Here is a 20,634-nt window from a genome sequence, read left to right on the forward strand (position 1 = left end):
CGTCCGTATATTCGACCAGTATCCTAGCACCTCCTCGCCCGCCGACGCTAAGACCAAGCGGGCAGCCCAACAGGTTTAAAAACGAATGAATGCTCTAGCCCGCCGCGCCGCAGGCCTGCTGTTCAGCACAGTTTGTCTGCCTCTTTCAGCTTTGGCTGCCGACCCACAACCCACCCACGAATTCACCCTGGACAACGGTCTCAAGGTCGTCGTGCGCGAAGATCATCGCGCCCCGGTGGTGGTTTCCCAGGTTTGGTACAAGGTGGGTTCGAGCTACGAAACCCCGGGCCAGACCGGTTTGTCCCACGCCCTGGAACACATGATGTTCAAGGGCAGCGCCAAAATCGGCCCCGGCGAAGCCTCGCTGATCCTGCGCGACCTGGGCGCCGAAGAAAACGCGTTCACCAGCGATGACTACACCGCGTACTACCAAGTCCTGGCCCGCGACCGCCTGGGCGTGGCCTTCGAACTCGAAGCCGATCGCATGGCCAGCCTGCGCCTGCCGGCCGACGAGTTCAGCCGCGAAATCGAGGTCATCAAAGAAGAACGCCGCCTGCGCACCGACGACAACCCGATGTCCAAGGCCTTCGAGCGCTTCAAGGCCATGGCTTTCCCGGCCAGCGGCTACCACACGCCGACCATCGGCTGGATGGCCGACCTGGACCGCATGAAGGTCGAGGAACTGCGCCACTGGTACCAGTCCTGGTACGTGCCGAACAACGCCACCCTGGTGGTCGTCGGCGACGTGACCCCGGACGAGGTGAAAACCCTGGCCCAGCGCTACTTCGGCCCGATCCCCAAGCGCGACGTACCGCCCGCCAAGATCCCGATGGAGTTGGCCGAACCCGGCGAACGCCTGCTGACGATGCACGTGCAGACCCAACTGCCGAGTGTGATGCTCGGATTCAACGTGCCGGGCCTGGCGACTGCCGAAGACAAACGTTCGGTACAAGCCCTGCGCCTGATCTCGGCCCTGTTGGATGGCGGCTACAGCGCACGCATCTCGGAGCAGTTGGAACGCGGTGAAGAGCTGGTGTCGGCCGCCTCCACCAACTACGACGCCTACACCCGTGGCGATACGCTGTTCATGCTGTCGGCCACACCGAACCAGCAGAAGAAAAAGACCATTGCCCAAGCCGAAGCCGGCCTGTGGCGGTTGCTGGACGAGTTGAAGGCCAAGCCGCCAACCGCCGAAGAGCTGGAGCGAATCCGCGCCCAGGTCATCGCCGGCCTCGTCTACCAGCGTGACTCCATCACCAGCCAGGCCACGGCCATCGGCTCCCTGGAGACCGTTGGCCTGTCCTGGAAACTCATGGACAGCGAACTCGCCGACCTGCAAAGCGTGACCCCGGAAGACATCCAAAAGGCCGCGCGCACCTATTTCACCCGCGAACGTCTGAGCGTCGCCCATGTTCTGCCTGAGGAGACTGCTCATGAGTGATCGCAAAAGCCTGATCCTGCCCGGCCTGATCGCCGTCACCCTGATCGCGGCAAGCGCCGTGTATTTCCTGCGCCCGAGTGAATCGGTAGCCAGCCCCGCGCTGGAAAAAGCTCAATCGGCCAACACGCTGCAATCCCTGGCAGAACTGGACGGCAAGGCGCCGACCAACCGCAAGCTCGACGTGCAAACCTGGACCACCGCCGAAGGCGCCAAGGTGCTGTTTGTTGAAGCCCATGAGCTGCCGATGTTCGACATGCGCATCCTGTTCGCCGCCGGCAGCAGCCAGGACGGCGATGTGCAGGGCCTGGCGCTGATGACCAACGCCATGCTCAACGAAGGTATTCCTGGCAAGGATGTCAGCCAGATCGCCAGTGGTTTTGAAGGCCTGGGTGCCGACTTCGGCAACGGCGCCTACCGCGACATGGCGCTGGTGTCCCTGCGTAGCTTGAGCGCCAGCGATAAACGCGACGCCGCTCTGGCGCTGTTTGACGAAGTGATCGGCAAACCGACCTTCCCGGCCGACTCCCTGGCCCGCATCAAGAATCAGATCCTCGCCGGCTTCGAATACCAGAAGCAGAATCCCGGCAAACTGGCGAGCCTGGAGCTGTTCAAGCGCTTGTACGGCGATCACCCTTACGCACACCCAAGCGAAGGCACACCAGAAGGCGTGCCGAAAATCACCCTGGCGCAGTTGCAGGCGTTCCATGCCAAGGCTTACGCCGCCGGTAATGCGGTGATTGCAGTGGTCGGTGACCTGACCCGCGCCGAAGCCGAAGCCATGACGGCGAAAGTGTCCGCATCGCTGCCTAAAGGCCCGGCCCTGGCGAAGATTGCCCAGCCGACCGAACCCAAGGCCGGCCTGAGCCGTATCGAGTTTCCGTCCAAGCAGACCCACTTGCTGTTCGCCCAACTCGGTATCGACCGCGCCGACCCGGACTACGCGGCCTTGTCCCTGGGTAACCAGATCCTCGGCGGCGGCGGCTTCGGTACCCGCTTGATGAGCGAAGTCCGTGAAAAGCGTGGCCTGACCTACGGTGTCTACTCCGGTTTCTCGCCGATGCAGGTACGCGGTCCGTTCATGATCAACCTGCAGACCCGCGCCGAAATGAGTGGCGGCACCCTGCGCCTGGTTGAAGACGTAGTCGCCGATTACCTCAAGACCGGCCCGACGCAAAAAGAGCTGGATGACGCCAAGCGCGAGCTGGCCGGCAGCTTCCCGCTGTCTACCGCGAGCAACGCCGATATCGTTGGGCAGCTGGGCGCCATGGGTTTCTACAACCTGCCGCTGAGCTATCTGGAAGATTTCATGAAACAATCCCAGGCCCTGACCGTAGAGCAGGTCAAGGCTGCAATGAATAAACACTTGAGCGCCGACAAGATGGTCATCGTGACCGCCGGCCCGACGATTGCGCAAAAGCCACTACCGCCCCCCACTGATAAACCCGCCGAGCAGCCGCTCGGGGTTCCGGAGCATTAATGGCCAGTTCATCTCGCCCGAAAAAACCTGTCCACAACGTACACAACGGTGTGGGCCAACTGCGCATCATTGGCGGTGAATGGGGCAGCCGCAAGCTGAGCTTCCCCGATGTCGTGGGCCTGCGCCCAACCCCGGATCGCGTGCGTGAAACCCTGTTCAACTGGCTCGCGCCGTACATCGCGGGCGCCAAGGTGCTGGACCCGTTCGCCGGTAGTGGCGCACTGTTCCTGGAGGCGTTGTCCCGTGGCGCATCCCAGGCACAGGCGCTGGATGCCAGCAATGTCGCGGTCTCCAGCCTCAAGGAACACCTGGGCACGCTGCGTTGCACCAATGGCCAGGTACAAACGGCCGACGCTCTGCGCTACCTGGAAACCCAGGCGGCCAGCGAGTACGACGTTGTGTTCCTCGACCCGCCGTTCAACCAGAACCTGCTGCCCACCGTGTGCGCACTGCTGGAAGAACGCCAATGGCTGGCGCCGGATGCGTGGATCTACACTGAAAGCGAGACCGCGCCGTCCACCCTGGGTTTACCGGGCGCGTGGCGTCTGCACCGGGAGCAGAAATCCGGGCGGGTGTATTACGCTTTGTGGCACCGGGTGGTAGAACACGCCGAGTAGTCTCAGTGCGGGCTTCTGTGGTGGGCCCGCTCACCCCATGCCACAGAGATCTGCATGACCCCTTCTTCTGAAAGATTCACCCCCGCCTTCGGCCTCGGCAACCCCCACCTGCAAACACTGTGGGGGCCATTGTGGCGTCCCACTACCCATATCGAGCGCCAACGCGAACGCCTGTGGCTGGAAGACGGCGATTTTCTCGACCTCGACTGGCATGGGCCCCATGACGCGCAAGCCCCCTTGGTGCTGGTGCTGCACGGGCTGACCGGCTCATCCAACTCGCCTTACGTGGCCGGACTGCAAAAAGTCCTCGCCGCACAAGGCTGGGCCAGTGTGGCGCTGAACTGGCGAGGCTGCTCAGGGGAACCAAATCTGTTGGCCCGCAGCTATCACTCGGGCGCCAGCGAAGACCTGGCCGCAGCAATTGCGCACTTGCGCGCCAAGCGGCCATTGGCGCCGTTGTATGCCGTGGGTTATTCCCTTGGCGGCAATGTATTGCTCAAGCACCTGGGTGAAACCGGCGAAGCGTCGGGGCTGCAAGGCGCGGCGGCGGTGTCGGTGCCGTTTCGCCTGGACCAGTGCGCAGACCGCATCGGGCTGGGGTTTTCGCGGGTGTATCAGAAGCACTTCATGCGCGAGATGTTGGCGTATATCCGCGTCAAACAGCGTCAGTTTTTGCAGGATGGTCGAGAGGACGGGCTAAAAACCCTTGAAGCACTCGGATCCCTGGAGAAGATGCGTACATTCTGGGACTTCGATGGCCGGGTAACCGCGCCGTTGCACGGTTTTCTCAGTGCAGAGGATTATTACCGAAAGGCATCGAGTCGATATTACCTGGGCGACATTCGCACACCGACCCTGATTATCCATGCCGCCGACGACCCGTTCGTCTTCGCCCACAGCTTGCCCGAGGCCAGCGAGCTGTCGGCGTGCACCGAATTTGAGCTGACGGCCAAAGGTGGGCACGTGGGCTTCGTCGATGGCTCACTGAAACGCCCCAGCTACTACCTGGAGCGCCGCATCCCACAATGGCTTAGGGCACATGTGGGAGGTGGCTTACACGGCAGGGAACTCAGTCGCCCGTAGCAATCGCCCGCGCCGGATCAGTAATCCACTCACTCCACGACCCCGCATACAGCTTGCCCAACGGATAACCCGCCAGGCTCAGGGCGAACAGGTTATGGCAGGCCGTCACCCCGGAACCGCAATACGCCACCAGTTCTTCCGGTGCACGCCCGTCCAGTTGGGCAGCGAAGCGCTGCTTGAGCTGTTCAGCCGGAAGGAAGCGGCCATCGGCGCCCAGGTTTTCGTTGAAGGCCGCACATTGCGCGCCAGGGATGTGCCCGGCGATCGGGTCGATCGGCTCCACTTCGCCGCGAAAACGTGCTTGAGCGCGGGCGTCGATCAGGGTCAGACCCGACTGGGCCAAGCGTTTTTGCAGGTGTTCGGCGTCCACCAGCAGGCGGTTGTCCGGCGTACCGGCGAACGTCCCAGGCTCAACTAGCGGCGCGTCCAGGCTCAGCGGCAAACCGGCGGAGTGCCAGGCCTTGAGGCCACCATCCAGGATAAACACGCCATCGCGCTTGCCCAACCAGGCCAACAGCCACCAGGCGCGGGCGGCATAGGCGCCGGGGCCGTCGTCATACAGCACAATATTGGTATCTGCGCTGATGCCCCAGGCCCGCAATTGCTGAACCAAAGTGTCCGCCGCCGGCAATGGGTGACGACCGGTCACGCCCCTGATTACCGGGCCGCTGAGATGGCGTTCCAGGTCGGCATATTGCGCGCCTTCGATGTGCCCTTCGGCGTAGCTGCACAGACCGTAATCCGGGTCTTCCAAGGCAAAACGGCAATCCAGGATCACCACCCCGCCGGCCTTCTGGCGCTCGGCCAATTGCTGGGGACTGATCAGTTGGGCAAGCGGCATGACGAACTCCTACGAATGCATGTGGGAAAGGTCTACTTCACTTCTTCCAGTGCCTGGTTCAACGGCACGTAAAACTCTTTGAACAGCGCATCCACCGCCTCTTTCGCCTGGGGCGTGACAAAACCCGCCTCCAGCACCAGCACCTGATACACCCCACGCTTGATCGCTTCGGCGCTCAATTGGGCGGAGTTTTCATTGGTGGTGCATAAGAACCGCACCCAGGAAGTGAGGATGATCCAGGCATTGAGGGTAAGGGCTTCGGTTTGCACCGGGTCCATGTTGAGGATGCCCGCGTCGACAAACCCCTGGTAGATCGCATTGCCTTGGATCAGGCAACGCTGGGAAAAACGCCGATAGCCGGTGGCCAGTTCAGGGTCGCTCTCCAGCAGATGCTCAAGGTCGCGATGCAGGAAGCGATAGCGCCACATCCCGGCCAGCAAGGCCTGCAGGTAGAAACGCTTATCCTGGACCGTCGCGGCGCGCCCCTGTGGTGGGCGCAGAAAGCTGTCGACCAGCGCTTCGTATTCACGAAACAGCACGGCGATGATCGCCTGCTTGTTGGGGAAGTGGTAGTACAGGTTCCCCGGCGAAATTTCCATATGGGCGGCGATATGGTTGGTGCTGATACTGCGCTCGCCCTGCTGGTTAAAAAGCTCCAGGCTGGTTTGCACAATGCGCTCGCTGGTCTTTACTCGTGGGGCCATAGGGGGAATCAGCTTCTATACACGTGATGGGGCATCTTACGACCTATCCTTGCCAGGATAAATCTGCATGTTGCCGCAATGTTATTTGACAATTTAGAGCAATGACTCTAAAAATCCAGGCAGACCAATAACAATCGGTGCTGCGCCATGTCTGCCAACGTTGCCTACCTGCAGGACTCCCAGGTGCTGGATCAACTCCAGGACCTGTTCGACACTCAACGCCGCGCCTACGCCGCCAACCCCATGCCGCCAGCCGCGCGACGCCAGCAATGGCTCAAGGCCCTGCGCGACCTGCTCAGCGACGAGCGCCAGGCGCTGATCAACGCGATCAGCCAGGATTTCAGCCACCGCAGCGCCGACGAAACCCTGTTCGCCGAATTGATGCCCAGCCTGCACGGCATTCACTACGCCAGCAAACACCTCAAGGGCTGGATGAAACCTTCGCGCCGTGCTGTAGGCATTGCCTTTCAACCGGCGTCAGCCAAGGTCATTTACCAGCCGCTGGGCGTGGTCGGCGTGATCGTGCCGTGGAACTACCCGCTGTACCTGGCCATAGGGCCGTTGGTGGGCGCGTTGGCGGCGGGCAATCGGGTGATGCTCAAGCTCAGCGAGTCCACTCCCGCCACTGGCGCGCTACTCAAAACCCTGCTGGCGAAGATCTTCCCCGAGGACCTGGTGTGCGTGGTGCTGGGTGAAGCCGACGTGGGCATGGCGTTTTCCAAGCTGCGCTTCGACCATCTGCTGTTCACCGGCGCCACCAGCATTGGCAAACACGTGATGCGCGCGGCGGCGGAACACCTTACGCCGGTCACCCTGGAGCTGGGCGGCAAGTCGCCCGCCATCGTTTCCGCCGATGTGCCGCTCAAGGACGCCGCCGAACGCATCGCTTTCGGCAAAGCCTTGAATGCCGGGCAAACCTGCGTCGCGCCGGATTACGTGCTGGTGCCGGAAGACCGCGTCGAAGGTTTCGTCGAGGCTTACAGCAACGCCGTTCGCGGGTTTTATCCGACCCTGACCGACAACCCGGACTACACCGCCATCATCAACGAGCGGCAATTGGCCCGGCTCAATGCCTACATCAAGGACGCCACCGACAAAGGCGCCACTCTGGTTCCGTTGTATAAGCAAGGCCAGGCGCGCCGCATGGCCCACAGCCTGCTGCTGAATGTCAGCGATGACATGACCGTGATGCAGGACGAGATCTTCGGCCCCGTGCTGCCGATCGTGCCCTATCGCGGTATCGACCAAGCGTTTGCCTACATCAACCAACGCCCTCGCCCACTCGCCCTGTATTACTTCGGCTACAACAAGGGCGAACAGAACCGCGTGCTGCACGAGACCCATTCCGGCGGCGTGTGCCTGAACGACACCCTGTTGCACGTGGCCCAGGACGACATGCCGTTTGGCGGCATCGGCCCGTCGGGCATGGGCCATTACCACGGCCATGAGGGGTTCCTGACCTTCAGCAAAGCCAAGGGGGTGCTGGTGAAACAGCGCCTGAACGCTGCCAAGTTGATCTACCCGCCTTACGGCAAAACCATCCAGAAGTTGATCCAGACGTTGTTCGTTCGCTGATACCGCCACCTACGGGATAACAATAACAATGAACCCTAGCCTGACTGATTCACCCGAACTGTCGCGGCGCGGCGTGTTGAAAATCGGCCTGTGCGCCAGCGCCTTCCTGGCCACCGCCGGGCTTGGCGCCAGCCTCAGCGGCTGCTCCAGCAGCACACCGGCCAGCGGCTTTGCCCTGTTGCGCAGCAGTGATCTGCCGTTTCTGCGCGCGGTCATTCCGGTCTTGCTGGAGGGTGTAGCCAGCGCCCAGGAAGTCGCCAACGGCGTCGAAGACACCCTGAAAAAGCTCGACTTCAGCCTGCAGCATCTGTCGCCGGAGATGTTCAAGCTCACCCAGCAACTGTTCGACGTATTGGGCATGGGCGTTACCCGTGGGCCGTTGACCGGTATCTGGGGCAGTTGGGAGAACGCCAGCGCGGAGCAAATCCGCAACTTCCTGCACCGCTGGGAAAACAGCTACCTGAACCTGCTGCGCATGGGCCAGGGTTCGCTGCTCAAGCTGGTGATCATGGCCTGGTACTTCCAGCCGGCGTCCTGGGCCCATTGCGGCTATCCCGGCCCGCCGAAGATCTGATCTGCATCCCTCCACAATAAAAACAAGAGACGACCCTGATGCCCGTACCCGATCTGTTCCGCGAAGGCCTGGCCCGTGGCTGGAAAACCCACAACGGCGCCGCCCTCGACAATGACCTGACGCTGGAAGCCGACGTCGCCATCATCGGCAGCGGCGCCGGGGGCGGCACCACGGCAGAGATGCTCAGCGCCGCCGGCTACAAGGTGCTGCTGATCGAGGAAGGCCCGCTCAAGACCAGCAGCGATTTCAAGCTGCTGGAGGACGAGGCCTACGCCAGCCTGTACCAGGAAGGCATCGGCCGCATGAGCAAGGACGGCGCGATCACCATCCTGCAGGGGCGGGCAGTCGGCGGCACCACGTTGATCAACTGGACATCGAGCTTTCGCACCCCGGACGCCACCCTCGCCCACTGGGCCAGCGAATACGCGGTCAAGGGCCACAGCAGCGCCGAGATGGCGCCATGGTTCGAGAAAATGGAACAGCGCTTGGGCATCGCGCCTTGGGCTATCCCGCCAAACGCCAACAACGACGTAATCCGCAAAGGCTGTGAAAAGCTCGGTTATAGCTGGCATGTGATCCCGCGCAATGTGCGCGGCTGTTTCAACCTGGGCTATTGCGGCATGGGTTGCCCGGTCAATGCCAAGCAATCGATGCTGGTGACCACCATACCGTCCACCCTGGAGAAAGGTGGCGAGTTGCTCTACCTGGCCCGTGCCGAACGCCTCAACTACAGCGGCGATACCATCAGCAGCCTGGAATGCGTGGCCATGGATGAGCGCTGCGTATCGCCGACCGGCCGCAGGATCACGGTCAAGGCCAGGCATTACGTGCTATCGGGCGGCGGTATCAACAGCCCGGCACTGCTGATGCGCTCGGATGCACCCGACCCTCACTCGCGCCTGGGCAAGCGCACGTTCTTGCATCTGGTGAATTTCTCCGCTGGGCTGTTCGACGAGGTGATCAACCCGTTCTACGGCGCGCCGCAATCAATCTATTCCGACCACTTCCAATGGCAGGACGGCACCACCGGCAAAATGTCCTACAAGCTGGAAGCACCGCCCTTACACCCTGGATTGGCCAGCACCCTGTTTGGCGGTTACGGCACCGGGAACGCGCTGGACATGAGCCAATTACCCAATACTCACGCGATGCTCGCCCTCTTGCGCGACGGATTTCACCCCGACAGCCCCGGCGGCACGGTAGATCTGCGCGGTGACGGCACCCCCGTCCTCGACTATCAGGTTTCGCCCTACGCCTGGGACGGCCTGCGCCGCGCCTTTCACAGCATGGCCGAGATTCAATTCGCAGCGGGCGCCAAGTCGGTCAAGCCGCTGCATCACGATGCACGCTACGTGAATACCTTGGCCCAAGCCCGTGACCTGATTGACGGTTTGAACCTGGAACTGCATCGCACAACCCTGGGCAGCGCCCATGTAATGGGCGGTTGCGCCATGGGGGAAGACCCGAAGAACGCTGTGGCCGACAGCCTGGGTCGCCATCACCAATTGCGCAATCTGTCGATCCACGATGGCTCGTTATTCCCCACCAGTATTGGGGCCAATCCCCAATTATCGGTGTACGGATTGACCGCGCAACTGGCCAGTGCATTGGCCGAACGTCTGAAAACAGCATGAAAAAACGCTCGATCAGCGGCATGTATCTACATAAGTCGACTTGGCCGACCGGGATGGCTGCGATACCATCCGGTTCCCCAACGGACTCCGCCAGGACGACGCGATGAACCGAGTGTTGTACCCAGGAACCTTCGACCCGATTACCAAAGGCCATGGCGATCTGGTCGAACGCGCCTCTCGCTTGTTCGACCATGTGATCATCGCGGTCGCGGCCAGCCCCAAGAAAAACCCGCTGTTTCCCCTGGAACAGCGCGTGGAGCTGGCGCGTGAGGTCACCAGGCACCTGCCTAACGTAGAAGTGGTAGGTTTTTCGACGCTGCTGGCGCACTTCGCCAAAGAGCAGAACGCCAATGTGTTCCTGCGCGGCCTGCGTGCGGTATCGGACTTCGAATACGAATTCCAACTGGCCAACATGAACCGTCAACTGGCGCCGGACGTTGAGAGCCTGTTTCTCACGCCGTCGGAACGTTATTCGTTCATTTCCTCGACGTTGGTTCGTGAAATCGCCGCTTTGGGCGGAGATATCACCAAGTTCGTGCATCCAGCCGTGGCCGACGCGCTGACCCTACGCTTCAAGAAGTAAGACCACTCTATCGGCGCCTGCTCGCACTGCAGGCGCCAATGCGGCACAATTGCGCGCATTAGTTTTCAGATGCCTTGGCCGAGCGCCCTGGCAGGAGTTTCCATGTCCCTGATCATCACCGACGATTGCATCAATTGCGACGTCTGCGAACCCGAGTGCCCGAACGCTGCGATTTCCCAAGGTGAGGAGATCTACGTAATCGACCCGAACCTGTGTACCCAGTGCGTCGGCCACTATGACGAGCCCCAGTGCCAGCAGGTGTGCCCGGTGGATTGCATTCCGCTGGATGAGGCGCGTCCGGAGACGGAAGAGCAATTGATGGAGAAGTACCGGAAGATTACCGGTAAGGCCTGAAGATCTTAAATGCCTGTTAAGGTCTCATCGGGGGCTTGCCCCCGATGGCTATATCAGCCTTCACACATCCATTAGCTCTGACACTTGGGGCAAAACACACTCGCCCGCTGCCCCAGCACCACATTGCGCAGCTCAGTCCCGCATACTTTGCACGCCTCGCCACCCCGGCCGTAGACGAACAACTCCTGCTGGAAATACCCCGGCTGCCCGTCGCCACCGATAAAGTCGCGCAACGTGGTGCCACCCCGTTCGATGGCGGCCGCCAGCACGCGCTTGATCTCAATCGCCAGCTTCAAATACCGCGCCCGCGAAATCCCCCCCGCCTCACGACGCGGATCAATCCCCGCGGCAAACAGCGCTTCTGTCGCGTAGATATTGCCCACGCCCACCACGACCGCGTTGTCCATGATGAACGGCTTGATCGCCATCGACCGCTTGCGGGACAGCTGGAACAGGCGCTCGCCATCAAACAGGTCGGTCAACGGCTCCGGCCCCAGGCGGATCAACAGCTCATGGTTGTGCGGATCCTGGCTCCAGAGCATCGCGCCAAAGCGCCGTGGGTCGGTGTAACGCAGGGCCATGCCCGACTCCAGCTCGATATCCACATGCTCATGCTTGGCCGCCGGCATACCGACTTCCACCAGGCGCAAATTGCCCGACATGCCCAAGTGACTGATCAAAGTGCCCACCTCGGCATTGATCAACAGGTACTTGGCACGCCGCTCCACCAGTACGATGCGCTGCCCGGACAGGCGCACATCCAGATCTTCCGGGATCGGCCAGCGCAGGCGCCGCTCACGTACGACGACGCGGCTGACGCGCTGGCCTTCCAGGTGCGGCGCAATCCCGCGGCGGGTGGTTTCGACTTCGGGTAACTCGGGCATGCGTACCTCTTGAAGGAAGGGTCAGTGTGCGCCCAGTTCGCGGATCGACAACTTCATGCTCTCAAAGTCGTAATCCGACAGGCCCACGTAATCCAGCACCAGAGGGCCGACGGTTTCCCACTCGTGATCGACCGCCTGGTTGCCCAACACTCGATAGGACGAGCAGATGTGCTCGGCCATCTTCAGGATCGCCAACAGGTTTTTCAGCTGGGGATTGCGCGAGGACTCATCGCTGAAAACCGCCAGGGCGTTGTGGTGGTTGGCGATGGCGTCGGTCACATGCTCCGGCAGGCGCCAGGACTTGGCCGTGTAGTAACCGACCACGGCGTGGTTGGTGTTGAAGGCATTGTTTTCAGTGTCGACCACGCGGCAGTCCTGGCCGGCATTGGCGTAAGCCTCTTCCAGCACCGCCATGTAGTCGGGGAAACGCTTGAGCATCAACGGCACACCACAATCGTGGAACAACCCCAGGGCGTAGGCCTCGTCCACTGCCTGGGAGCCCGTGCGCTTGGCCAGCGTAAGGCAGGTCATGGCCACATCCTGGGCCGTGTCCCAGAAGCGGTTGAGGGTGACGATGGTGTCGTCGCTCATCTCGCCCTTGATCGACAAGGCATTGATCAGGTTGATGATCGAACGGCTGCCCAGCAGGTTCACCGCACGCTGGATCGAGGCGATCTTGTTGCTCAGCCCGTAATACGACGAGTTGACGATCTTGAGCAACGCGCCGGACAAGCCGGGATCCTGGGAGATCAACCGCGCGATCACTTCCAGATCCGGGTCGGGCATGTACTGCTCCATCTGCAAATCCACCATGATTTGCGGCTGAGGCGGCACGCTGATGCCCTGCAGGGCCTGTTGGATCTGTTCGGCTGAAAGCTCTTGGGACATAAGTACACACTCTGGGCTAGGCGAGGATTCTACCCCCTAAGCAGACATGGCCGACACCCACAACCCAAACTGAAACCCGACCAAATGTGGGAGGGGTTTGCCCCCCGACAGCATCAGCGCCGTACGTCAGATACACCGCGCCGCCTGCATCGCAGGCAAGCCAGCTCCCACATGAATCGGTGCGCAAGAGGTATACTCCCGCTCTTTTTTCCGGAGCGACGTCATGTCCCTGCCAAGCCTGCGTCTCAAAGCCAACGCCGATCGTCGTTTGCGCAACGGCCACCTGTGGGTCTACAGCAACGAAATCGATGTGGCTGCCACACCTCTTCACGGCTTCCAGGCAGGCGACCAGGCAATCCTGGAAGCGGCCGGCGGCAAGACCCTGGGCATCGTGGCCATGAGCCCGAACAACCTGATCTGCGCCCGCCTGCTGTCGCGCGACATCAAGTTGCCGCTGGACAAGTCGCTGCTGGTGCACCGCATCAACGTTGCCCTGTCCCTGCGTGATCGCCTGTTCGACAAGCCGTTCTACCGCCTGGTCTACGGCGATTCCGACCTGCTGCCGGGCCTGGTGGTCGACCGTTTCGGCGACATCCTGGTGGTACAGATCGCCTCGGCGACCATGGAAGCCCACAAGGAAGACGTGATCGCTGCACTGACCCAAGTGCTCAAGCCGAGCGGCATCCTGTTCAAGAACGACTCCGCCGCACGCGACGCCGAAGGCCTCAACCGCTACGTCGAAACCGTATTCGGCCTGGTGCCGGAGTGGGTTGCGCTGGAAGAGAACGGCGTGAAATTCGAAGCCCCGGTGATCCAGGGCCAGAAAACCGGCTGGTTCTACGACCACCGCATGAACCGCGCGCGCCTGGCACCGTATGCCAAAGGCAAACGCGTACTCGACCTGTACAGCTACATCGGCGGCTGGGGCGTGCAAGCCGCGGCCTTCGGCGCCAGTGAAGTGTTCTGCGTCGATGCCTCCGCCTTCGCCCTCGACGGCGTGGAGCGCAACGCTGCGCTGAACGGCGTTGCCGAGAAGATGACCTGCATCGAAGGCGACGTGTTTGAAGCGTTGAAAGAGCTGAAAGCCAGTGAAGAGCGCTTCGACGTAATCGTCGCCGACCCACCGGCCTTCATCAAACGCAAAAAAGACATGAAAAACGGCGAAGGCGCCTACCGCCGCCTCAACGAGCAAGCCATGCGCCTGCTCAGCAAGGACGGCATCCTGGTCAGCGCGTCGTGCTCCATGCACCTGCCGGAAGACGACCTGCAAAACATCCTGCTGACCAGCGCCCGTCACCTGGATCGCAATATCCAGATGCTCGAACGCGGCGGCCAGGGTCCGGATCATCCGGTGCACCCGGCGATTGTCGAGACGCGCTATATCAAGAGCATTACGTGCCGGTTGTTGCCAAACAGCTAAAGCCATGCACAGATAAAAATGTGGGAGGGGGCTTGCCCCCGATAGCGGTGGATCAGTCAGCAAATCTATTGCCTGACACTCTGCTATCGGGGGCAAGCCCCCTCCCACATTTAGACCGGAGCCTATTTCTTACAGCTGCAAGCCACGTTAAACCAGGAAGCCTCCCACAGTCGTTTTGATTGAATTCCACTTTTCGCAGACTAGTATCGGTTTCTGGTTTTACTCCGGAAAACAACAACAATGTCTGGAACCACCCTCTCCCGCTTTATCCTGATCACCTGCATCTCCCTGATCAGCTTCTTCCCGATCAATATCCTGCTGCCCTCTTTCCCAGCCCTGGCGACAAGGTTCGACACGCCTAGCGCAGACATCGCACTGTCCATCAGCCTGTTCACCCTGGTGTTTTCGATCTCCCAACTGGTCGCGGGTCCGCTGTCGGATAAATGGGGGCGCAAGGAAGTCCTGCTCGGCTGCATCACCTTGTCGATCCTCGGTGCAATAGGTTGCGCACTGGCCCCGGATTACCTGAGCTTCCTGCTGTTTCGCGGCGTGCAGGCCATGGGTTGCGGGTTCTTCGTATTAGCCCACGCGCTGGTGGAAGATCTGTTCGACGAGCAGGACCGTGCCCGCATACGCCTCTATTACATGACCTTGAGCGGCTCATTCGTTGCACTGTCGCCGCTGATCGGCTCCTGGCTGCAAACCACCTTCGACTGGCAGGGCAGCTTCTATGGCTTTGCCCTGATGGCGTTGGGCATGTTGATTCACGCGCTCTGCGTCCTGCCGTCCAAGTCTGCCAGCCCGCATCACGCGTCCGTATCGATCATCAACACGCTGAAAGCCGTGGCCCGCAACCGCGATTTCCTGCGGTATTGGTGGATAGCCGCACTGGTATTCGCCTGTTATTTCGCGCTGATCAGCGTGACGCCGCTGATTTTCATGGATGCGCTGAAACTCTCCGAATACCACTACGCGCTGGTGCTGATGGTGTACGGCGTGGCGTATCTGCTGGGCGGCGTTGCCGCATCGTTTTTGCAGAAACGCATTTCGCTGTCTCGACAAATCAACATCGGCCTCGGACTGCTGCTCGTTGCGGGTGTGCTGCTGACTCTGATCGTCAGCTACCGGGCCATCAACACACTGAGCCTGTTGATCCCGATGCTGATCAGCGCCCTGGCCGTCACCCTGGTCCGCCCCGCCGCCATTTCTGCGGCGATGCTGCTGTTCTCCAGTCGCGCGGGCACAGCGGCGTCGGCGGGCAACAGCATCATGTTCCTCACCGCCGCCGTGAGCAGCGCGGCGCTGGCCCAGACGGGCGATCACCTGCTGTTGACCATCGCCCTCAGCTTCATTGTCCTCAGCCTGTGGGGGTGGGTGACCAACCGCCGAACCGGGCGCGCTTAAGGCTGCCGAATCACCGGACTGAGCAACATGTCGCTGGACTGCAATTGCAGATAGCGCGGCTTGACCAAGGAAACCTTGCCTTCGCGGATGTCGTGGATCAGCGTTTCAGTGTCGACGTAACCGTCCGGCAGTTGCGTCCACAGCAGCGGGCCGCGGTCGTCCCATTCGCCCTGCTCGTCCAGTACGAAAATACGCGGCGGCTTGAAGTCATGACGATAGCTGGTGCGGGGTATCGCCAGCACTTCAGGCTGGCCATCCCTGTCGAGATCGACCGCCCACAGCACACAGCCAGGCGCGCAAGGCGCATCGGTGTCCAGGCTGAGTTCGGCAAACTGTTCGCTGCCTTTGGGTGCCGGGCCGATCCATTCCAGTTCGGGTTTGGGCCGCTCGGCCCGTTCCTTGGCATAACGTTCAGTGAAACTCAGTGCCGTGTCGTCCATTCGTTCACGCAAGGCGCGGCGCGAATCCGGGTCCAGAATGCGCTCCTGATCCAGGTCGACCTGCAACTTCGCATACGCCTCCTCGCCCGCCTTCTCCAAGCCAAACCGCAGGTAGTGCGCATCGAACGCTTCAGCCTTGGTGCGCCCGTCAAGCAAACGCCGGACCTGATCGTTGACGCTCAGGCGCACCGGATCGAGGATCGGCGTGTTGATCAACACCACCAGCCCACAGAACAACAACGCCAGGGCCGGGTTGGTAATACGCAAGTTGCCCAGCCAGACCGGCGAGCGCAAGGCCACCGCCCATACTGCCGCAAGGCCATACAGGCCACACAGCAGCGCCGCCGCCAGGGCGACGAAGCGTTGCGGCGACAGGGCGTACTGCTCGACCCGCAGCCAACTTGAGTAAAACGCCAACGCGGACAGGATCGGCAGGCATAGCAGGCTCAACTCGATAAAGTACGTCAGCCACTTAGGATACGGCCGGGCTTGGACGCCCTCCTGAAACACGCCGTTGAGCAAGAACAACTGCACGCCAGCCAGCACCAACAAGATCGGTGTGGAATAGCCCGTGGCCCAGATCCGCTCCAGACCGGTGAACGGCAAGGTCAGGGTAAACAGCACACTGATCAGTGCGATCAACGGCAACAACAACCCACACGCGCTGAACAGCATGCCGCGCATCTGGCCGATGATTTTCTCGCTGCGCCCGCCCAAGTACATGCCCAAGGCGAATACCAGCGGCAGGCTGATACACAGGAATAACTGGCTCCAGAAGTGGTGCTCGAAGAACTCGATACCCAGCATCAGGAACAGTCGGCCCCATAGCTTGAGCAACAACATGAACACACCCACCAGAATCAGGGCGTACAGCACGATAAACACACTGTTCCAGGCTTGTTGGAACAGATCTTCATAGCGCCAGCGCTGCCCTTTTACAGCGGGCCAGGCAAACAGAAACGTCGCACAGACGTAACTCAACACCACCACGCTGATGAACCAGGAGTTGATCATCCAACGGTTATTGCCGACATGGTCCAGGCCATAGCACACCCAGAACGTCATGCCGCCCATCAACAGGGTGAACGCCAGCGTAGGCAACAAGGAGCGCCACTGTCGGGCTTTTTCCCCCAACAGCTGCAAGGTGGTGCCACCCACCAACACCACGGTGTAGGTGACAAAAAACAGCGTCTCGCTCAAGCGATAGAGCTGGTCGGAGAAATAGAAGACGATTCCCTGGATCAGGCCGATCAGCAGGTAGAACCCAAGAAAACGATGGATACCGGGCATTCCAATTCCTTTGGAGTGGGGGGAGGGCAAAGGGCCGCTAGTCTAAACAAAGACTTCGGCCCTGAATATTGCCCCGTTCCCTCCAGCCGCCAGCGGTGTAGAATCGGCCCTATTCATCGCCAGTCATCCCCCGGCGGGTTTATGAGCTCAAGGCCAAGGCGCACGGCGATCCCGTCACGTTTGCGGCAACTTCCGGACACCAGTGCCATTTTTTCGGGTGTTCCAGACGTCAACAGAAGCTCACTCCCCAGTAGTACCTGATTAGTAGTTACCTGATTAGCCGCCCGGAGTGCTCCATGCCAGATTACCGCTCGAAAACATCCACCCACGGCCGCAACATGGCCGGCGCGCGCGCACTGTGGCGTGCCACGGGGATGAAAGATGACGACTTCAAGAAGCCGATCATCGCGATTGCCAACTCGTTCACCCAGTTCGTACCGGGCCACGTCCACCTCAAGGACCTGGGCCAACTGGTCGCCCGCGAGATCGAACGCGCTGGCGGCGTGGCCAAGGAATTCAACACCATCGCCGTGGACGACGGCATCGCCATGGGCCATGACGGCATGCTGTATTCGCTGCCGAGCCGCGAGATCATCGCCGACTCCGTGGAATACATGGTCAACGCCCACTGCGCCGATGCCATCGTGTGCATCTCCAACTGCGACAAGATCACCCCCGGCATGCTGATGGCCTCCTTGCGCCTGAACATCCCGGTGATCTTCGTCTCCGGCGGCCCGATGGAAGCCGGCAAGACCAAACTCGCCTCCCACGGCCTCGACCTGGTTGACGCCATGGTCATCGCCGCCGATTCCAGCGCTTCTGACGAGAAGGTCGCGGAATACGAGCGCAGCGCTTGCCCGACGTGCGGCTCGTGCTCCGGCATGTTCACCGCCAACTCGATGAACTGCCTGGTGGAAGCCCTGGGCCTGGCCTTGCCGGGCAACGGATCGACACTGGCGACCCACAGCGACCGCGAGCAGCTGTTCCTGCAGGCCGGCCGCACTATCGTCGAGCTGTGCAAGCGTTATTACACCGAGAACGATGACTCGGTACTGCCGCGCAACATCGCCAACTTCAAGGCGTTCGAAAACGCCATGACCCTGGACATCGCCATGGGCGGTTCCACCAACACCATCCTGCACTTGCTGGCCGCCGCCCAGGAAGCCGAGATCGACTTCGACCTGCGCGACATCGACCGTCTGTCCCGTCACGTGCCGCAACTGTGCAAAGTCGCGCCGAACATCCAGAAGTACCACATGGAAGACGTGCACCGCGCCGGCGGGATCTTCTCGATCCTGGGCTCCCTGGCACGTGGCGGCCTGCTGCACACCGACCTGCCGACGGTGCACAGCAAGTCCCTGGCCGAAGGCATCGCCAAATGGGACATCACCCAGACTGACGACGAAGCCGTGCACACCTTCTTCAAGGCCGGCCCGGCGGGCATCCCGACCCAGACTGCGTTCAGCCAGTCGACCCGTTGGGACACCCTCGACGACGACCGTGAAAACGGCTGCATCCGCAGTGTCGAGCACGCCTACTCGCAAGAAGGCGGCCTGGCCGTGCTGTACGGCAACATCGCCCTCGACGGCTGCGTGGTCAAAACCGCCGGTGTGGATGAATCCATCCACGTCTTCGAAGGTCGCGCCAAGATCTACGAAAGCCAGGACAGCTCGGTACGCGGCATCCTCGCCGACGAAGTGAAAGAAGGCGACATCGTGATCATCCGCTACGAAGGCCCGAAAGGCGGCCCGGGCATGCAGGAGATGCTGTATCCGACGTCGTACCTCAAGTCCAAAGGCCTGGGCAAAGCCTGCGCCCTGCTGACCGACGGCCGCTTCTCCGGCGGCACCTCGGGCCTGTCCATCGGCCATGCTTCGCCGGAAGCTGCTGCGGGCGGCGCGATTGGCCTGGTGCAGGATGGCGACAAGGTGCTGATCGACATTCCGAACCGCTCGATCAACCTGTTGATCAGCGACGAAGAACTGGCGGCACGCCGGGTCGAGCAGGACAAGAAAGGTTGGAAGCCGGTTGAGAAGCGTCCACGTAAAGTCACTACCGCATTGAAGGCCTACGCATTGTTGGCCACCAGCGCCGACAAAGGTGCGGTACGCAACAAAGCCATGCTCGACGGCCTGTAAGCTTCGCGCATAAAAAAGCCCCGCCAGGTGCGGGGCTTTTTTTGCCTGGAGAAAATCCCCCAAAACAATGAAGATCAAATGTGGGAGCTGGCTTGCCTGCGATTGCATCACCTCGGAGTACATGAAGTACCGAGGTGCCTGCATCGCAGGCAAGCCAGCTCCCACAGTGACTGCACTTCGACTTAAGGCTCTTTACTGAATCTCCTCCGGCTTGACGATCACCCAGTTCTTGTCCGCCGTCACCGGCAACCCTTCCTTGGCCTGCGCCGCCGCGTGCTTGGCCATCATGCCGTTGAGTTGGGTCATGTATTTGTCCTTGCGGTTGATCCACAGGTGCACGCCGCCCTTGGCCACATCCACATCGTGGAACAGCATGTAGCCGTCGCTGGTCGGTGTGTCGCCGCCGACGATCACCGGTTTTTTCCATTCGTCGATGTAGGTGAGGATCGCCGCGTGTTTGCCGGCCATCCAGGTTGCCGGGGTCCACAGGTACGGCGTGAGTTCCAGGCCAAGGTTGGCCTTCTCGTCATACTTGCCGGCGGTGATCTGTTTGCGCGCCGTGGTCAGCTCGCCGGTCTTGCGGTCCTTGAGCAGCGTGCTCACGCCGATGACGTTTTCGGGTTTGACGTTGTAGCCGTACTTCGGATCCGCCGCGACCATGCGCACCAGTTCCTCGGAAGCGGCGGTCATCACGTACACCTCGATGCCGTTTTCCATCAGCTTGTTGTACAACTCGGTCTGGCCGGTAAAGACTTTCGGCGGCTGCACCTCGGACTTCTTCACCACATCGCCTTCGAAATAGCTGACCGGCACGGGCTTGCCGGACGCCATCAGCTCATCCACCTGGACCTTGAGTTCCTTGAGGGTGAAGCCGGAAAACACCTGGGCAACCCACGGGTAGCAGACCATGTCGTCCACTTCGCACAGGCGATAGTAGTAACTGAACAGACTTTCCTTATGGTCGGCGGTGTCTTTGAACGGCATAAGCTTGAGCGAAGGATCGAGGCTGTCGCGGGTGATCAGGCCCTTGTTTTCCATGTAGGGCAGCAAGGACTCTTCAAGGTCGTAGCGGTAGCTGGTGTTGTCCATGTCGAACACCGCGTAGTTACCCTTGTTGGCGTTGGCGGCGATCATGTCGTTCAGTTGCTTGGCGGCAGGCGCGGGCCAGTGTTTCAACTCGGTGGCGGCAAACGCCTGGCTGGCGAGTCCCAGGCACAGTGCGGCGGATACCAGTAGTTTCGGCGCGAGCTTCATCGGCGTTGTCTCCCTGAGTGAAAGACATCGACG

General features: G+C 61.1%; 18 protein-coding genes. 12 read left to right on the forward strand and 6 right to left on the reverse strand.

Going from position 1 to position 20,634, the window contains the following annotated elements; translation table 11 throughout:
* Positions 1–85: 85 nt before the first annotated feature.
* The 4 genes from AB3G88_RS26780 to AB3G88_RS26795 are packed head-to-tail and all read left to right on the forward strand — an operon-like array spanning position 86 to position 4,618.
* Entirely contained in the window at positions 86–1,441 is a 1,356-nt protein-coding gene (locus AB3G88_RS26780) for a M16 family metallopeptidase (protein WP_480452413.1), read from the forward strand.
* Positions 1,434–2,918 carry a M16 family metallopeptidase gene (locus tag AB3G88_RS26785; RefSeq protein ID WP_480452415.1) on the forward strand — a complete coding sequence of 495 codons (1,485 nt, stop codon included), beginning with the start codon at positions 1,434–1,436 and terminating at the stop codon, positions 2,916–2,918. The genes AB3G88_RS26780 and AB3G88_RS26785 overlap by 8 nt, the downstream gene beginning before the upstream one ends.
* Positions 2,918–3,535 carry a 16S rRNA (guanine(966)-N(2))-methyltransferase RsmD gene (gene rsmD, locus AB3G88_RS26790; protein ID WP_099585858.1) on the forward strand — a complete coding sequence of 206 codons (618 nt, stop codon included), beginning with the start codon at positions 2,918–2,920 and terminating at the stop codon, positions 3,533–3,535. The genes AB3G88_RS26785 and rsmD overlap by 1 nt, the downstream gene beginning before the upstream one ends.
* 54 nt (positions 3,536–3,589) lie before the next feature.
* Positions 3,590–4,618, forward strand: a complete 1,029-nt coding sequence (locus AB3G88_RS26795) for a hydrolase (protein ID WP_158879155.1) — start codon at positions 3,590–3,592, stop codon at positions 4,616–4,618.
* Here AB3G88_RS26795 and AB3G88_RS26800 read toward each other — a convergent pair.
* Together AB3G88_RS26800 and AB3G88_RS26805 are read right to left on the reverse strand one after the other, a co-directional pair.
* The gene (locus AB3G88_RS26800) at positions 4,605–5,459 is read right to left on the reverse strand and encodes a sulfurtransferase (RefSeq protein WP_480452418.1); all 855 of its coding nucleotides are present in this window, start codon (positions 5,457–5,459) and stop codon (positions 4,605–4,607) included. The genes AB3G88_RS26795 and AB3G88_RS26800 overlap by 14 nt on opposite strands.
* 32 nt (positions 5,460–5,491) lie before the next feature.
* Positions 5,492–6,163, reverse strand: a complete 672-nt coding sequence (locus tag AB3G88_RS26805; RefSeq protein ID WP_191946763.1) for a TetR/AcrR family transcriptional regulator — start codon at positions 6,161–6,163, stop codon at positions 5,492–5,494.
* 147 nt (positions 6,164–6,310) lie between these two features.
* On the opposite strand from AB3G88_RS26805, the gene AB3G88_RS26810 reads away from it, so the two are divergent.
* From AB3G88_RS26810 to AB3G88_RS26830, 5 genes are all read left to right on the forward strand, one after another.
* A complete protein-coding gene (locus AB3G88_RS26810; protein ID WP_480452421.1) occupies positions 6,311–7,738 on the forward strand; it encodes a coniferyl aldehyde dehydrogenase in 1,428 nt (475 codons plus the stop codon).
* A 28-nt stretch (positions 7,739–7,766) separates the two neighbouring features.
* Positions 7,767–8,312 (forward strand): twin-arginine translocation pathway signal protein, encoded by a 546-nt coding sequence (locus AB3G88_RS26815; RefSeq protein WP_480452423.1) that lies wholly within the window; start codon positions 7,767–7,769, stop codon positions 8,310–8,312.
* A gap of 38 nt (positions 8,313–8,350) precedes the next feature.
* Positions 8,351–9,946: a GMC family oxidoreductase gene (locus AB3G88_RS26820; protein WP_480452425.1), complete on the forward strand. Its 1,596-nt coding sequence runs from the start codon at positions 8,351–8,353 to the stop codon at positions 9,944–9,946.
* A 103-nt stretch (positions 9,947–10,049) separates the two neighbouring features.
* Positions 10,050–10,529: a pantetheine-phosphate adenylyltransferase gene (gene coaD, locus AB3G88_RS26825; protein ID WP_003234650.1), complete on the forward strand. Its 480-nt coding sequence runs from the start codon at positions 10,050–10,052 to the stop codon at positions 10,527–10,529.
* A gap of 102 nt (positions 10,530–10,631) precedes the next feature.
* Positions 10,632–10,883, forward strand: coding sequence for a YfhL family 4Fe-4S dicluster ferredoxin (locus AB3G88_RS26830; protein WP_057723493.1), 252 nt, complete (start codon positions 10,632–10,634; stop codon positions 10,881–10,883).
* 71 nt (positions 10,884–10,954) lie between these two features.
* Here the strand turns inward: AB3G88_RS26830 and mutM are convergent, their stop codons facing one another.
* Both mutM and AB3G88_RS26840 read right to left on the reverse strand, forming a co-directional pair.
* A complete protein-coding gene (gene mutM, locus AB3G88_RS26835) occupies positions 10,955–11,767 on the reverse strand; it encodes a bifunctional DNA-formamidopyrimidine glycosylase/DNA-(apurinic or apyrimidinic site) lyase (protein WP_099585865.1) in 813 nt (270 codons plus the stop codon).
* Between the two features lie 21 nt (positions 11,768–11,788).
* The gene (locus tag AB3G88_RS26840; protein ID WP_480454477.1) at positions 11,789–12,601 is read right to left on the reverse strand and encodes an HDOD domain-containing protein; all 813 of its coding nucleotides are present in this window, start codon (positions 12,599–12,601) and stop codon (positions 11,789–11,791) included.
* 277 nt (positions 12,602–12,878) lie between these two features.
* On the opposite strand from AB3G88_RS26840, the gene AB3G88_RS26845 reads away from it, so the two are divergent.
* Positions 12,879–14,075: a class I SAM-dependent rRNA methyltransferase gene (locus tag AB3G88_RS26845; RefSeq protein WP_053127951.1), complete on the forward strand. Its 1,197-nt coding sequence runs from the start codon at positions 12,879–12,881 to the stop codon at positions 14,073–14,075.
* 240 nt (positions 14,076–14,315) lie between these two features.
* Positions 14,316–15,479 (forward strand): MFS transporter, encoded by a 1,164-nt coding sequence (locus tag AB3G88_RS26850; RefSeq protein WP_480452429.1) that lies wholly within the window; start codon positions 14,316–14,318, stop codon positions 15,477–15,479.
* Here AB3G88_RS26850 and AB3G88_RS26855 read toward each other — a convergent pair.
* Positions 15,476–17,209 (reverse strand): DUF4153 domain-containing protein, encoded by a 1,734-nt coding sequence (locus AB3G88_RS26855; RefSeq protein ID WP_191959308.1) that lies wholly within the window; start codon positions 17,207–17,209, stop codon positions 15,476–15,478. The genes AB3G88_RS26850 and AB3G88_RS26855 overlap by 4 nt on opposite strands.
* Positions 17,210–17,505: 296 nt before the next feature.
* Here AB3G88_RS26855 and ilvD point away from each other — a divergent pair, with 296 nt between their 5' ends.
* The gene (ilvD, locus tag AB3G88_RS26860) at positions 17,506–19,347 is read left to right on the forward strand and encodes a dihydroxy-acid dehydratase (protein WP_032884175.1); all 1,842 of its coding nucleotides are present in this window, start codon (positions 17,506–17,508) and stop codon (positions 19,345–19,347) included.
* 192 nt (positions 19,348–19,539) lie between these two features.
* On the opposite strand, the gene AB3G88_RS26865 is transcribed toward ilvD, so the two are convergent.
* On the reverse strand, positions 19,540–20,601 hold the full coding sequence (locus AB3G88_RS26865) for an HAD family hydrolase (protein ID WP_099585873.1): 1,062 nt from the start codon (positions 20,599–20,601) through the stop codon (positions 19,540–19,542).
* Positions 20,602–20,634: the final 33 nt, after the last annotated feature.

The sequence above is a fragment of the Pseudomonas arvensis genome, from assembly GCF_056688935.1.

Coding starts and splice junctions, on each gene's coding strand:
- AB3G88_RS26850 (WP_480452429.1), top strand. CDS start 14,316: ATGTCTGGAACCACCCTCTCCCGCTTTATCCTGATCACCTGCATCTCC.
- AB3G88_RS26815 (WP_480452423.1), top strand. CDS start 7,767: ATGAACCCTAGCCTGACTGATTCACCCGAACTGTCGCGGCGCGGCGTG.
- AB3G88_RS26810 (WP_480452421.1), top strand. CDS start 6,311: ATGTCTGCCAACGTTGCCTACCTGCAGGACTCCCAGGTGCTGGATCAA.
- AB3G88_RS26865 (WP_099585873.1), bottom strand. CDS start 20,601: ATGAAGCTCGCGCCGAAACTACTGGTATCCGCCGCACTGTGCCTGGGA.
- AB3G88_RS26800 (WP_480452418.1), bottom strand. CDS start 5,459: ATGCCGCTTGCCCAACTGATCAGTCCCCAGCAATTGGCCGAGCGCCAG.
- AB3G88_RS26855 (WP_191959308.1), bottom strand. CDS start 17,209: ATGCCCGGTATCCATCGTTTTCTTGGGTTCTACCTGCTGATCGGCCTG.
- AB3G88_RS26795 (WP_158879155.1), top strand. CDS start 3,590: ATGACCCCTTCTTCTGAAAGATTCACCCCCGCCTTCGGCCTCGGCAAC.
- AB3G88_RS26820 (WP_480452425.1), top strand. CDS start 8,351: ATGCCCGTACCCGATCTGTTCCGCGAAGGCCTGGCCCGTGGCTGGAAA.
- rsmD (WP_099585858.1), top strand. CDS start 2,918: ATGGCCAGTTCATCTCGCCCGAAAAAACCTGTCCACAACGTACACAAC.
- ilvD (WP_032884175.1), top strand. CDS start 17,506: ATGCCAGATTACCGCTCGAAAACATCCACCCACGGCCGCAACATGGCC.
- AB3G88_RS26780 (WP_480452413.1), top strand. CDS start 86: ATGAATGCTCTAGCCCGCCGCGCCGCAGGCCTGCTGTTCAGCACAGTT.
- AB3G88_RS26805 (WP_191946763.1), bottom strand. CDS start 6,163: ATGGCCCCACGAGTAAAGACCAGCGAGCGCATTGTGCAAACCAGCCTG.
- AB3G88_RS26830 (WP_057723493.1), top strand. CDS start 10,632: ATGTCCCTGATCATCACCGACGATTGCATCAATTGCGACGTCTGCGAA.
- AB3G88_RS26785 (WP_480452415.1), top strand. CDS start 1,434: ATGAGTGATCGCAAAAGCCTGATCCTGCCCGGCCTGATCGCCGTCACC.
- coaD (WP_003234650.1), top strand. CDS start 10,050: ATGAACCGAGTGTTGTACCCAGGAACCTTCGACCCGATTACCAAAGGC.
- AB3G88_RS26845 (WP_053127951.1), top strand. CDS start 12,879: ATGTCCCTGCCAAGCCTGCGTCTCAAAGCCAACGCCGATCGTCGTTTG.
- mutM (WP_099585865.1), bottom strand. CDS start 11,767: ATGCCCGAGTTACCCGAAGTCGAAACCACCCGCCGCGGGATTGCGCCG.